This is a genomic window from Streptomyces violens, from assembly GCF_000717745.1.
Taxonomy (GTDB): domain Bacteria; phylum Actinomycetota; class Actinomycetes; order Streptomycetales; family Streptomycetaceae; genus Streptomyces; species Streptomyces violens.
Map to the genome: position 1 here is coordinate 345,128 of NZ_JOBH01000006.1, position 13,328 is coordinate 358,455.

The following is a 13,328-nucleotide window of genomic DNA, read 5'->3' on the forward strand; positions in this document are numbered from 1 at the left end:
GAGGGGAAGGGTGGGAGCGCGGAAGGGCTCGGGCGGCCGGCTGGAGGAGATGTGAACGCAACTGCATCCGCACGTGCAAGTGTGTCTGTCGCCGGGGTCGGCAGTGACTGGGTGGGGCGGCGGCTGGCCCTGCGGGCTGCGGGGGTGGTTGCCGCGGCGGCGGTGCCCGTCGTGGGGGCCGGCGGGGCCGCTCAGGCGGTGGCTCCGGAACGGCGGGCCGCCTCGGAAGGGGGCGCCGGGCGGCGGCTGCGGGTGATGACGTTCAACCTGCGGTACGCCTCGGATGAGGAGCCGAACTCCTGGGGCCGACGCCGTCCGGTCATGCGCGAGCTGCTGCGGTGGGAGGCGCCGCACCTGCTGGGGACGCAGGAGGGACTGTACGGGCAGCTGCAGGAGATCGCGGAGGACCTGGGAGCGCGGTACTCCTGGCTGGGGACCGGGCGTGCGGGTGGCAGTCGGGACGAGTTCGCGGCGATCTTTTATGACACGCGGCGACTGCGGCCTGTCGAGTACGACCACTTCTGGCTGTCCGATACGCCGTACGTGATCGGCTCGGCGACCTGGGGAAATACCGTCATCCGCATGGTGACGTGGGTGCGCTTCCGCGACCTGCTGACCGGTACGGACTTCTACGCCCTCAACACGCATCTCGATCACGCGCACCAGGGCTCGCGCGAACGCTCCGCCGGGCTCATCACCGACCGGCTGCGCGGCCTGGAGACGGGGCTGCCTCGGATCGTGACCGGCGATTTCAATGTAGCCGCACACGAGAATCCGGTGTACGAGACGATGCTGCGCGTCGGCTCGCTCGTGGACTCCTGGGACGCGGCGGAGGAGCGCAGCGCGCAGTACGCCACGTTCCACGGCTACCGGCCGCTCGTCCCGAACGGCGACCGCGTGGACTGGCTGCTCACTTCCCCGTCGGTGCGGACGCTGCGCGCCGAGATCAACATCTTCGCGAAGGACGGACAGTATCCGAGCGATCACTTGCCGGTACAGGCAGACCTGGAGTGGTGACCAATTGGTGACTGGCGAGTGAGGGGCTCAGGCCGTCGGGTGTGAGGGCGGGGTCGGGCTGCTGCCGCGTACGTGGAGGTTCGCGAGGAGGTCACGGGTCGCGGCGGTTACGGCGTCCACGGCCTGGTCGAACACCTCGCGGTTGTGTGCGGCGGGCGTGCGGAATCCGGAGACCTTGCGTACGTACTGCAAGGCCGCCGCGCGGATGTCCTCCTCTGTCACGTCAGGGGTGGTCGGTGGGCGGAGCGTCTTGATACTGCGGCACATGGGGCCAGTCTCCCTCGTCACCCGGCCGGGCGCGCGACGTGCGGTGTCGTCGACCTGTGTCCGTATGTGTCGTCCTGTGCCCGTCGTCGTGCCCATCCCCGTGCCTGTCGTCGTGTACGTCGCCGGCTCGTCCCGTCCGGGGGCGTCCCGGCTCAGGCCGCCGTGACGATCTCGTCCCGCATCGCCGAGGTCCATGCCGCGAGAAGGTGTGCGTACTCCTCGCGGTCCTCGGCCGTCCAGGCGCAGCCTCGCCGAGCCCGGACGAACCGCCGTATGGAGTCGTTCACTTCGGCGGCAGAGGGGCGGACTTGGCCCGGAAGGAGATGAGTTGCGGACATGGAACACATATTAGGGGGAGGCACTGACAATCGACCGCGAGTTATGTCCCGGGGGCGGACGGCTGGGCTGCCGGGCTCCCGGGGCCGTCAGTTCGTCGGCTCGTCCAGCTTGCGCAGCACGCGGGCGGGGTTGCCGACGGCGAGAACGCCCGGCGGCAGGTCCTTGGTGACCACCGCACCGGCGCCCACCACGGTGTTCTCACCGATGGTCACGCCCGGGCAGACGATCACCCCGCCCCCGAGCCAGACGTTGTCGCCGATCGTCACGGGCAGGGCCTTCTCCCAGCCGGCCCGGCGTCGCTCGGCGTCGAGCTCGTGGGTCGGGGTCAGCAGCTGCACATTGGGGCCGATCTGGACGTGGGCGCCGATGGTGATGGGCGCGGCATCGAGGAAGACCGCCCCGAAGTTGATGAATGTGCCGGAGCCGATGCTGATGAGGTATCCGTAGTCGCAGTGGAAGGGCGGGCGGATCCGTACGTCCGTACCCACCGAACCGAGCAGCTTCGCCAGGACCGCGTCGCGCCGGGCCGGGTCGTACGTGCCGGGCATGTGTCCGGCGGCCGCGTTGAAGGCCGCGCAGAGTTCGATGCGGCGCTCGGTGTCCGCGAGGAGCTCGGGGTCATCGGGGATGTACCAGTCACCGGCCAGCATGCGGTCCTTGTGCTCGGCCACGGGGCTCCTTCGGTAGGAATGCGGAAGGCTTCGGTCGGCAGGTCCCGGAGCCCGGGCCGGGGTCGGGTCGGGCTGCGGCTACGTTTCCCGAGCGGGGACTTGGGCGTCAAGGAGCGAGGGGGCGTGGCGAGTTCACTCCTACGGGCGAATTGCCGGCGGCCGAGACCTTGGAATTGCGGGGCGGACGCGGTGACCTGAGCGGTCGGAAACGGTTCGCCGGCCGGCAGCGCGCCCGCGATTGTCAGTGGCCCCCGCTACCGTGAGCAATGTTCCTATCCGAGCTGCTGGCGCTACTCGGACCGGCCCCACTCCCTGACAGCGCGGGGAGTGGGGCCACCGGGAACGGTCGATCGCGGGGCCACGGGGGTCCGCGATCGCATGACGATGTAAGCCGCGGCAGCGCAGAGTTGGAGGGCAGCGATGATCAGGAGGAGTACTGGATCCGGCAGCGCGGTCGCCGCGCCGGTCTCAGCGAGTCCGGTGCCGACGAGGCTGTAGGTGACGCGACGCTGTGGCGGGAAGGCCGGCTTGCGGTGGGCGAGGAGCAGTGACCCCGCGAGCGCGCCGACCGCGAAGACGGTCATCAGCAGGCCGCCGCCCCGGTGTGTGGTGCAGGGGGAGGACCGTGACCGCGGCGTCCAGTGCATACGCACGTGCACGGTTGGTGTCGTCCGGAGTCAGTACGGCCACGAGGCTCGACAGGCCACCGGAGTCGACCGGTCCGCAGCTCCCGCCCAAGCAGGGCGATGGCGAGCGTTGGACCGGTGGGCGCCTGGTCGACGGTGGGCGCCACCGGTCGTCTCCTGACGCCGACGTCCCGCCTCTGACGCCGACGCCCCGCCTCGGGCGGGGCCGGGCGGGGCGTATCGGGGTGGGGGAGGAGGCTGGCGGGGGGGCTCAGGCCTCGGTCGGGGTCAGCCGGCCGACTCTCCCGCGTGGGGGCTCAGTACGCCCGCTGCGATCAGGGCGAAGAGGGCGATGCCCAGCAGGACCCGGTAGATGACGAACGGCATGAAGCACTTGGTGGTGATGAACTTCATGAACCACGCGATGACCGCATAGCCGACGACGAAGGCGATGATCGTGGCGAAGATGGTGGGGGGCCAGGACACGTGGCCCTTGCCGGCGTCCTTGAGCTCGTAGACGCCGGAGGCCAGTACGGCGGGGATGGCCAGCAGGAAGGAGTACCGTGCGGCGGCCTCCCGGGTGTACCCCATGAGCAGGCCGCCGCTGATCGTGGCGCCCGAGCGCGAGACGCCGGGGACCAGGGCCATCGCCTGGCAGACGCCGAAGAGCAGGCCGTCCTTGACGCTGAGGTCGGTGAGCGTCTTGCGCTGCTTGGCGGCCCGGTGGCGGCCGCCGGTCTCGTCGCGTGCCGCCAGGCGGTCGGCGATGCCGAGGACGATGCCCAGCACGATGAGCGTGGTGGCGATCAGGCGGAGGTCGCGGAACGGGCCCTCGATCGCGTCCTTGAGGGTGATGCCGAGGACGCCGATCGGGATGGAGCCGATGATGACCAGCCAGCCCATCTGGGCGTCGTGGTCCTGCCGCATCGCCTTGTTCCCCAGAGAGCGGGCCCAGGCCGAGATGATCCGGACGATGTCCTTGCGGAAGTAGATCAGTACGGCCGTCTCGGTACCGATCTGGGTGATCGCGGTGAACGCGGCGCCGGGGTCGTGCCAGCCGGCGAAGGCCGCGGTCAGGCGCAGATGCGCGCTGGAAGAGATCGGAAGGAATTCGGTCAGGCCTTGGACAAGTCCAAGGATGAATGATTCAAACCAAGACATGGGTAGTACGCCATCCGGAAGGTGATTTTGCCGCTACCAGCAAACGTGCAGGTCGGCAGGGAATTCGGGGTGGCGGCCGTCATGCGTGCGGCCGCGGTGCGTGCCGGTTCGGGGGAGTGGATCGGGATCTGGGTCGGCGTCGTGGTCGTCGTCCTTGGGCTCGGCCGTTTGCTGGCGGGGGCGGGCGGAGCTGATGTCGCATCAAGCGATCCTCGGGCATCACGCGCAGGGCGCGAGGCGTACGACACGGGACGCTGGGCGCGAACGCGTGCAGACGCACGTGCGGAACACTGATGGCACAGCTGGTGAATCCGGTGGCTCGTGGGTGGGCTGCGGCGCGATCTTGCGCCGGTCGTAGGGCAGCGTAGCGTCCCGAAGTGACCGACAGGCGATCGGCCCGGTTCTGGCCCGGTTTTGCCCCTGCCCGGTACGGGTGAGGGGGCGGGCCCCGGCCCGGCGCCGGGACCCGAGCCCGAGCCGGGGCCCGAGCCGGGGCTGTGCCTCGCTCCGCGCCTAGCCTCGCTTGAGCGCCGGGGCCAGCAGGTCGAGTGCCTGTTCCCAGCGGAAGCGGATGCGGCCGCCGCCCGTCCGGGGCGGGTGCGGGACGTAGTCGCCGAGCAGGACGCCCATGCGGCGCAGCCGGGCCAGGCTCTGTGCATAGGCGGGGTGCGCGGCCTGCGCGGCGTTCAGGTAGGGCAGCGCGGCGACGGGGATGCCGAAGCCGTGCGCCTCGCACAGGATGCCGAGCGCCAGGGTGTCGGCGATGCCCTGGGCCCATTTGTTGATCGTGTTGAAGGTCGCCGGGGCGACCGCGATCGCGTCGGCGGGCGGCAGCGGGCGCGGCTCGCCCGGCGCGCGCCAGGCCGACTGCACGGGATAGCCGGTCTGGGCCTCGATCGCGGAGGCGTCGATGTACTCCAGACCGCGCGGCGTGGCGATGACGCCGACATGCCAGGTGCGTTGCTGCGCGGAGGCGATCAGCTTGTCCACGTCGTCGGCGATGCCCGCCGCGCAGAGCACGACGTACAGGAACGGCTTCTGGCGCCGACTGCCGGACACCTCCGCGTCCGCGACCCCATCAGGAACGGCCGGACCGTTCACGCCGGGGCTCCCAGGCGGCGGCTGAAGAGGTGCAGTTCCGGGAGGGCGCGGTGGCGGTCGCGGGCGGCCATGTCGGCGACCATCTCGCGTACCGCGGGCCGGCGGATGTCCTGGGACGCGCAGCGCTCCGCGATCCGCAGTGCCTGGAAGGCGTCGGCGAGCTTGCCCTGCTGGCTGTACGCCCGGGCCACGTCCACCCACAGACCGGCGCGGCGCTCCGGTACGGGGATGTGCCGGCGCATGAGGGGGCGCGCGGCCTCCAGCGCCTGCCCCGCGTCACCGAGTGAGACGGACGCGCTGACCGTATGCAGCTCCACGTTGGTGGGGCTGAAGTTGGCCCAGGCGTCCGGCCGGTCGTGCGAGACGTACCGCGCGACCTCCCGTGCCTCGTCGAGCATTTCGCGCGTCGCGGCCCGGTCTCCGCTGCTGCTGGCGGCGGTGACCCCGCGCAGCAGCATCAGCCCGAACGCGGCCAGATAGCGCGGCGAACGGCGGTCGTAGGAGCCCGACAGCTGGTCGGCGGTGTGCCGGACGATCGCCACGGCCTGCGCGGCGTGCTTCTCGCGGACCAGGACGTGCGCATGGACGCGGACGCTGGACGCCAGGACCACCGGGTCCTCCGAGCGCTCCGCCTCCGCCATCGCGCGGCCGACCGCGAGCCAGGCGTTCCCGTGGTCGCTCTGCTTCAGAAGCAGCCCGGCAGCGGTCTGGTACGCGGTGGCAAGGAGGCCGGAAATCTGCGAAAGCTCGGCCGAATTGCCGTCGGTGGCATGCCGGAGATCGGCGATCACATCGGGGAGCGCACCCTCCAGTTCCTTGTAGCTGCAGTGGTTGAACAGCCGGCGCACGGTGGCCACCCGCTCGCGCAGCTCGGCGAATTTCAGGGTCGGCCGGGCGGCTGTCCTGCCCGGTCCGGGAAGAAGCGAACGGACCAGGTCGTCATGGGCGACGGGGGCCGGTACGTCCGGTGTCGCGAGCGCAGCAATGCTCGCGGCGAGGAAGGTGCGGCGGTACATGTCCTCTGCCTCAGGGTCGGCGGTGCTTACATCCGGGGAGGCAGCAAGGCCGAGACTGTCCAACGGAATACCGAGCACCTGTGCGACTTCACGCAACAGGCGGGTGTCTTCGGTACCCCGGCCGCCTTCAAGGCGGCTCACCTTCGACTGGTGATAGCCAAGGGCTTTGGCGACATCCGCTTGCGAGCGCTTCTTCAGCACTCGCGCCCGGCGGATCACTTCGCCCAGCCTCTTCGCTTCACTTTGTGCGTCGACCATGTGTGCCACGGCCCCTTTGCCGTCGCCGATCCTGACTGCTCAACCGAGCGTAATGAAACCATAATCGAGAGTGATGCAACTCCTGCATGAGTCATGCAGCCGCCGCGTCCGATCTGGCCATCGCGGCCGTATCGCTGCTTGCCTGAGGTGCCCACTCAGTCAGGAGGCCACTCATGCAAGCGCACGGGCTCACCTTCTCCGTGCCTGGTACGCCCGCCGCCGCAGCAGCAGCGCGGCGCCGGGTAGTGAGCGACTTACGGGGCTGGAGCGTGCAATTCGACGCCCAGTCACTCGATAACGTCGAACTGGTAACCAGCGAATTGATCACCAACGCGGTCCAGCACGCGGGCGGCGGCCCCGTCGCCGTCAGCGCGCGACTGAACGGCGCGACCCTGCTGATCGAGGTTTCCGACTCCAGTACCGAGCTTCCGAGCGCGTGCTTCGCGGACATGGACGACGAGGGCGGGCGAGGGTTGTTCCTCGTCGCGGCGTTATCCGTCGACCACGGAGCCGAGCGCACGCCAACGGGCAAGCGGTGCTGGGCGGAGCTCGCGGTCAGCTGGACGCCACGTACGACCGCTCCGGCCGGAGGCGGCGCAGCGGCGCACCTCGCCGGCGCACGCGTTCCACTGCGCTGTGTCTGAGGGCACGTCGGCGACGCCGCGCGGACGATAAAGGGAATGGCTCGTACCGGGCAGGCACTTGACCGGAATTGATTGAGGTCGAGTTCTACTGCTCAGTATCGGTCAGGGGAATGACCGTCGCCGTCGATGACGGTGAATGGGAAAGCGCGACTGGTGCTGCCTGGCCCCCGCAGCACGCGGTCGCTCTTCTTGTCTCCTGATATCCCTCAACCCCGTTACCGCCGCTATGCGGGGACGGTAAAGGAAACCTCGTATGCACGTGCGGATGCAGATACCTGTGCAGGTGCATCGGCAAACGCGTATGCGATTGCGCTGAGCAATCCAACGCGCTCAGCAATCCAACGCGCTCAAGAATCCGAACCGCCGCGCAGTGCACCGCGTTTCCACCATGCGACGGCGACCGCCGCGAGTCCCGTGACGGCGATGAAGCCCATCGAGATCAGGAATGCCGGTGACGTGGGCGTGGACGCGCGGGCGCCGGCCACGACGTACGCGGCGGTGTTGGGAATGCTGCCGAGCGCGGTCGCGAGGAGGAACGCGGGCCACCGCATACGGGACACCGCGGCACAGTAGTTGGTGGCCGCGAAGGGCAGGCCGGGGAAGAGCCGGATGGCCAGCATCGAGCGGAAGCCGTGCCTGCTCAACTGCTGGTCGGCAGCGGAGAGCCAGCGGGTACGGAGCAGCGGCCGCAGGGCGTCCTGGCCCAGCAGCCGGCCGAGACCGAAGGCGAGCGCGGAGCCGAGTACCGTTCCCAGCAGCGCGGCCGGTACCCCGATCTGGGCTCCGAAGAGGGCGCCCGCCGCGGCGTTCAGTACGGGGCGCGGGACGAACGCGGTCGTGCACAGCCCGTACGCGACCGTGAAGAGCACCACGGCCACGCCACCGGAGAGGTGCGGCGGCCAGCCGTTGGCGAGCAGCCGCTGCGGTTCCCATACGAACATGGCGGTCGCGGCGCACGCGAGCAGCGCGACCAGCAGCGCCAGCCGCGACCAGGGCGACAGGAGGAGCCGCGTACAGCGCACGGCGAGGGCGTCGGGCGGGGTAGCGGAGTCGAGCATCAGGGGAGCCTAACCGACTGGGCGTCGGAGCGATGTAATAGCGGTGTAATAAACGGGGTACGGGGAGGGGCCTGCCGGTTGCTCGCCGCTCGCCGCGGGCCCGGTAAATCGGTCGACGCGGCGCCGTCCGCCCGCGATCCTTTCCCCATGACCCGGTTCGCCTTCTTCGCGCTCACGTCCGCCGCCGCGGACGCGCCGAAGGCTGCCGTCACCGCCCCCACCAGGGCCACCGCCGCATTCGACGGCGTCCGAAGCTGACCCTCCCCGGATCGTCCGGCGGGCCCCGCAGGGGGAGGGTCGGGCCGGTCGAGGGGTCCGTACGGCGCCGAGCCGCCGTGATCAGCACAGCGCTGCAGCAGCAGGTGAGTACCGCCTGGGTGCCGCACCTGCTCCAGCGCTTCCGCACCGCGCACCGCAGCCGACGCACGCCGTCCGCCGCGGCCCGCGCGAGGGAGACAGACACCCATGTCCCACAGCCCCAAGACGGCCTACGTCCGCACCAAGCCGCACCTCAACATCGGCACGATCGGGCACGTCGACCACGGCAAGACGACCCTGACCGCGGCCCTCACCAAGGTCCTCAGCGACCGCGGCAGCGGCACGTACGTCCCGTTCGACCGCATCGACCGGGCCCCGGAGGAGAGCGCCCGCGGCATCACCATCAACATCTCGCACGTCGAGTACGAGACGAGCACGCGGCACTACGCGCACGTGGACATGCCGGGCCACGCCGACTTCATCAAGAACATGGTCACCGGGGCGGCGCAGCTCGACGGCGCGATCCTGGTCGTCTCCGCGCTCGACGGCGTCATGCCGCAGACCTCCGAGCACGTGCTGCTCGCCAAGCAGGTCGGCGTGCGGCACCTCGTCGTCGCCCTCAACAAGGCCGACGCCGGGGACCCCGAGCTCACCGACCTGGTGGAGCTGGAGGTCCGCGAGCTGCTGCACGCGCATGGCTACGACGGCGAGCACGTTCCGGTCGTCCGCGTCTCCGGGCTGCGCGCCCTGGAGGGCGACCCGCGCTGGACGGCGGCCATCGAAGCGCTGCTGGACGCCGTCGACACATACGTCCCGACGCCCGAGCGCTACGTGGACGCGCCGTTCCTCCTCCCCGTCGAGAACGTCCTGACGATCACGGGCCGGGGGACGGTCGTCACCGGGGCGGTCGAGCGCGGAACCGTACGCATGGGCGACCGCGTGCAGATCGTGGGCGAGACGGGCGACGGCGTCACGGCCGTGGTCACCGGCCTGGAGACCTTCGGGAAGCCGATGGAGCACGCGGAGGCGGGCGACAACGTGGCGCTGCTGCTGCGCGGCGTACCCCGGGACGCGGTCCGCCGCGGGCAGGTGATCGCCGCGCCGGGCAGCGTCACGCCGCGCCGCGCGTTCACCGCCGATGTGTACGTGCTGTCCGCCGAGGAGGGCGGCCGGCGCACCCCGCTGTCGACCGGGTACCGGCCGCAGTTCTACATCCGCACGGCCGACGTGGTCGGCGAGCTGGACCTCGGCGAGCGCGGCACCGCCCGTCCCGGCGAGACCGTCCACGTCACGGTACGGCTGGGCCGCGGCACGCCGCTGGAGCCGGGCCTCGGCTTCGCCGTCCGCGAGGGCGGGCGCACGGTGGGCGCCGGGACGGTCCGTGAGGTGGTCACGGACGCGGGCTGAGGGACCGGGCCGAGGGCCGTTCGGACGAGTTCCGGAGGCCGTTGGGACATGTTCCGGAAGTCCGTACCGTGCGGCCACACGTGCACCTGCACACCCGCGTTCACGTGCAGTTTCTTGTGCGAGGACGCGGGTGTCAGGGCGTGCGGGCGGGGTCCGGATGGGGCCTGTCGGCGGCGCGTTCTCGATGGAAGACTGCACGTCCGGCGGACCCTTGGAGTCTTGGAGCATGGGGGACGCCGGACCATCGAGGAACGTTGAACCATCGACTAATGGGAGAGCGGCACGCATGGCGGGTACGGCGTTGGTGCTGGGCGGTGGCGGGCTGACGGGCATCGGCTGGGAGATCGGGATGCTCGCCGGACTGGCCGAGGCGGGGGTGAATCTCTCCACGGCCGACGTCGTCATCGGCACGTCGGCGGGTTCCCTGGTCGGCGCGCAACTCACCTCCGGGCAGCTGACGTTGGAGGAGCTGTACGAGCGGCAGCTGGCCGGGCCTTCGGGCGGCCCGTCGGTCGGTGCATCCGCAGGCGGCGTCGGCATCGCGCAGGGGGGTGGCGCGCCGGCGCGGATGGGTGCCGTGTCGATGGCCCGGTTCGCGGCCATAGCGCTGCGGTCGCGGGACGCGGTGAGCTTCGGCGCACGGATGGGGCGGCTGGCGCTGGCCGCCCGTACGGGTCCCGAGAACACCCAGCGGGCCGTGATCGCCGGACGGCTGCTCTCGCAGGAGTGGCCTGCCCGGCGGCTGATGATCACGGCGGTGGACGCGCTCACGGGGGAGCGCAGCGCGTTCGACGGCGGGAGCGGGGTGAAGCTCGCCGACGCGGTCGCCGCGAGTTGCGCGGTGCCCGGCGTCTGGCCGCCGGTGACGATCGGCGACCGCCGCTGGATCGACGGCGGCGTCCACTCGTGCGCGAACGCGGACCTCGCCGCCGGATACGGGCGCGTCGTCGTGATCGCGCCGATGGCGTCGGGCGGCGGCCCCGTCGCGACCCCGCGCTCGCAGGCCGCGCGGCTCGCGGCGGAAGGAGCGGAGGTACTGGTCATCACGCCCGACCGTGCCGCGCGGGCCGCCTTCGGCCGCAACGTCCTGGACCCGTCCAAGCGCGCCGCCGCGGCCCGCGCCGGCCGCATTCAGGCGACCGCCCACGCCGCGGAGGCGGCCCGGGTGTGGACGGATGGCGGATGAAGGGCGGCATCGGCGGGCGGCGAGCGGTACGGTTCACCGCCTGCGCACCGCACAATGGGACGGTGGCAGACCACCGACCCGACGTCCCGAGTTCGTTTGCACCCGCAGCCCTCGTGCCCGTCACCCAGGAAGTGGACTGCGGCACCGCCAAGTTGCTGCCCGACGTGGACCGGCCGCGCGCCGTGCTGCTCACCGTCGACGGCGCTCCGCAGTCGTATGTGGACCTCGACGAGCCCACGTACCTGGAATTCGAGTACGCCCGCCGGATCGCCCACGTCCTGGACGCGGCCGCGGAGCCCGGCCGCCCGCTCGACGCGCTGCATCTGGGAGGCGGCGCACTGGCCCTGCCGCGCTACCTCGCCGCGACCCGCCCCGGCTCCCGGCAACAGGTGATCGAGGCCGACCGCGGCCTGCTCGATCTCGTACGCCGGTATCTCCCACTGCCCCTGGACAGCGGGATATCGGTGCACGCCGCCGACGCCCGTACCGCACTGGAAGCGGCGCCGGCGGCCTCCGTGGACATCGTGGTGGCGGACGTCTTCGGCGGATCGCGGGTGCCGGCGCATCTGACCTCGGCGGAGTACGCGCGGGCCGCCGGCCGCGTGCTGCGCCCGGGCGGCTGTTACGTCGCGAACCTCGCCGACAGCGCGCCCTTCGCCTTCCTGCGCGGTCAGCTCGCCAACTTCACCGCGGTCTTCGCGCGGCTCTGCCTGATCGCGGAGCCGTCGATGCTGCGCGGGCGCCGGTTCGGCAACGCCGTCCTGGTCGCGTCCCAGGAAGAGCTGCCGCTGGCCGACATCGCGCGGCGGGTGACGGCCGATGCCTTCCCGGCCCGCGTCGAGCACGGCCACCGGCTGCGGCAGCTCATCGGCGACGCGCAGCCGGTACGGGACGCGGAGTCGGTCCCGTCGCCGGAGCCGCCGGCGGGCGCGTTCAGCGTGGGGTGACGTCGTCGGGCGCGGTGGGGGCCGGAAGACCGGTCACCGGAACCTGGCCGGGTGCCTCGGCCGAAGCCTGGTCAGCGGCCCGCGCCGGGGAGGTCCCCGGCGACGACCCCGTCGGCACCGTTTCCGTCCGCCGCCGCAGCCACCGCACATCCCGTACGCACAGCACCGCCGCCGTCAGCAGCGCGACCAGCGCAGAGCACCCCCACAGCGCGGTCGTACGGCCCACCAGATCCTGGACCGGGCCCGCCAGCGCCGTGGCCAGCGGCACCATGGCGAGGGAGCCGAGCCAGTCGTACGACGAGACCCGGGAGAACTTCTCCTCCGGTATCTCCTGGTGCAGCGCCATCATCCACGTCACCGCGAACACCTCGACCGCGATGCCCGCACCGAACATCACGCCCGTCAGCGCACCGGCCGGCACCGGCACCGCCAGCGCGGCGGACGGCAGGGCGAGCGGGAAGACACACAGCGCGCCCACGCGCAGCAGGTAGCGCGGCTTGTACCGGGTCATCAGCAGCGCGCCGCAGACCGTACCGGCACCGAACGCCGCCAGCGCCAGCCCCCACGGGCCCGGACCGCCGAGATGATCCTGCGCGACCAGCGGTCCGTACACCGCCTCGGCGGCCGCCACCACCGCGTTGACGACGGCGAACTGCAGGACGATCGCCCACAGCCAGGGCCGGGAGACCACCTCCCGCCAGCCGTCCCGGAGGTCGGCGATCAGGCCGTGGCCCGGCTCGCGCGGCGGCACGCCCCGTACGTCGAGGAATGCCCGCAGCAAACCCGCGAGCGCGAAGGCAACGGCGTCGATGGCCAGTACCCAGCCGGGCCCGACCGCCGCGATCAGCGCGCCGCCCAGTGCCGCGCCGCCGATGTTCGCGCCGTTCATGCCCATACGGAAGAACGCGAAGGCGCGTCCCGAATGCTCGCCGGAGACGCTGGCGAGGACCATGCCCTCGGCGGCGGGCGCGAAGAACGCCTGGCCGGTGCCGCCCAGCGCGGACAGCAGCGCCATCTGCCACAGCCGGGGTTCGCCGGTGAGTACCAGCAGCGCGAACGCGCCCTGGGAAACACAGTTCAGGGCGTTGGCGGCGACCATGACGCGGTGCCGCGGCAGCCGGTCGGCGATCGCTCCTCCGACGAGGAGGAAGATCACCAGGGGGATCGTACGGGCGGCGGCGACCAGACCGACGTCGGTCGCCGAACCGCCGGCTGCCAGCACGGCGAACGCCGCCGCGATCAGGGCCCCGGAACTTCCGAGACCCGTGACCACGGCGGCGGCCGTCAGCAGCGTGTAATTGCGCCCCGCCCAGGCAGGGCGCTTCATCTTCATCACAGCAGCATCTTCATCACAGCAGCCTCGCGTTCTTGC

The 13,328-nt window shown here is 71.4% G+C and carries 14 protein-coding genes; 5 read left to right on the top strand and 9 right to left on the bottom strand.

Annotated features, from left to right (window positions below):
* Positions 1-81: 81 nt before the first annotated feature.
* On the top strand, positions 82-1,017 hold the full coding sequence (locus tag IF04_RS0114025; protein WP_030255788.1) for an endonuclease/exonuclease/phosphatase family protein: 936 nt from the start codon (positions 82-84) through the stop codon (positions 1,015-1,017).
* A gap of 27 nt (positions 1,018-1,044) precedes the next feature.
* Here the strand turns inward: IF04_RS0114025 and IF04_RS0114030 are convergent, their stop codons facing one another.
* From IF04_RS0114030 to IF04_RS0114060, 7 genes are all read right to left on the bottom strand, one after another.
* Positions 1,045-1,284 (bottom strand): DUF2277 domain-containing protein, encoded by a 240-nt coding sequence (locus IF04_RS0114030; protein ID WP_030255792.1) that lies wholly within the window; start codon positions 1,282-1,284, stop codon positions 1,045-1,047.
* A gap of 152 nt (positions 1,285-1,436) precedes the next feature.
* Positions 1,437-1,622 carry a hypothetical protein gene (locus IF04_RS38255; RefSeq protein WP_106975595.1) on the bottom strand — a complete coding sequence of 62 codons (186 nt, stop codon included), beginning with the start codon at positions 1,620-1,622 and terminating at the stop codon, positions 1,437-1,439.
* A gap of 87 nt (positions 1,623-1,709) precedes the next feature.
* Positions 1,710-2,294: a sugar O-acetyltransferase gene (locus IF04_RS0114040; protein ID WP_030255794.1), complete on the bottom strand. Its 585-nt coding sequence runs from the start codon at positions 2,292-2,294 to the stop codon at positions 1,710-1,712.
* Positions 2,295-2,584: 290 nt separating this feature from the next.
* A complete protein-coding gene (locus IF04_RS38710) occupies positions 2,585-2,878 on the bottom strand; it encodes a hypothetical protein (protein ID WP_157847648.1) in 294 nt (97 codons plus the stop codon).
* Between the two features lie 330 nt (positions 2,879-3,208).
* Positions 3,209-4,081, bottom strand: a complete 873-nt coding sequence (locus IF04_RS0114050) for an undecaprenyl-diphosphate phosphatase (RefSeq protein WP_030255800.1) — start codon at positions 4,079-4,081, stop codon at positions 3,209-3,211.
* A gap of 513 nt (positions 4,082-4,594) precedes the next feature.
* Positions 4,595-5,182, bottom strand: coding sequence for a flavoprotein (locus tag IF04_RS0114055; RefSeq protein ID WP_425428411.1), 588 nt, complete (start codon positions 5,180-5,182; stop codon positions 4,595-4,597).
* Complete coding sequence (locus IF04_RS0114060; protein WP_030255806.1) at positions 5,179-6,456, bottom strand: helix-turn-helix domain-containing protein; 1,278 nt, start codon at positions 6,454-6,456, stop codon at positions 5,179-5,181. Before IF04_RS0114060 ends, IF04_RS0114055 begins: the two co-directional genes overlap by 4 nt.
* A gap of 173 nt (positions 6,457-6,629) precedes the next feature.
* On the opposite strand from IF04_RS0114060, the gene IF04_RS0114065 reads away from it, so the two are divergent.
* Positions 6,630-7,100: an ATP-binding protein gene (locus IF04_RS0114065; RefSeq protein WP_063829478.1), complete on the top strand. Its 471-nt coding sequence runs from the start codon at positions 6,630-6,632 to the stop codon at positions 7,098-7,100.
* A gap of 347 nt (positions 7,101-7,447) precedes the next feature.
* Here IF04_RS0114065 and IF04_RS0114070 read toward each other — a convergent pair whose 3' ends face one another.
* Positions 7,448-8,158 (bottom strand): TVP38/TMEM64 family protein, encoded by a 711-nt coding sequence (locus IF04_RS0114070; protein ID WP_030255813.1) that lies wholly within the window; start codon positions 8,156-8,158, stop codon positions 7,448-7,450.
* 465 nt (positions 8,159-8,623) lie between these two features.
* Here IF04_RS0114070 and tuf point away from each other — a divergent pair, with 465 nt between their 5' ends.
* From tuf to IF04_RS38260, 3 genes are all read left to right on the top strand, one after another.
* Positions 8,624-9,823 carry an elongation factor Tu gene (gene tuf, locus IF04_RS0114080; protein ID WP_030255817.1) on the top strand — a complete coding sequence of 400 codons (1,200 nt, stop codon included), beginning with the start codon at positions 8,624-8,626 and terminating at the stop codon, positions 9,821-9,823.
* A 286-nt stretch (positions 9,824-10,109) separates the two neighbouring features.
* Positions 10,110-11,009, top strand: a complete 900-nt coding sequence (locus IF04_RS0114085; protein WP_030255820.1) for a patatin-like phospholipase family protein — start codon at positions 10,110-10,112, stop codon at positions 11,007-11,009.
* 62 nt (positions 11,010-11,071) lie between these two features.
* Entirely contained in the window at positions 11,072-11,956 is an 885-nt protein-coding gene (locus tag IF04_RS38260) for a spermidine synthase (protein WP_245654397.1), read from the top strand.
* On the opposite strand, the gene IF04_RS0114095 is transcribed toward IF04_RS38260, so the two are convergent.
* A complete protein-coding gene (locus IF04_RS0114095; RefSeq protein ID WP_106975596.1) occupies positions 11,943-13,289 on the bottom strand; it encodes an MFS transporter in 1,347 nt (448 codons plus the stop codon). The genes IF04_RS38260 and IF04_RS0114095 overlap by 14 nt on opposite strands.
* Between the last annotated feature and the right edge of the window lie 39 nt (positions 13,290-13,328).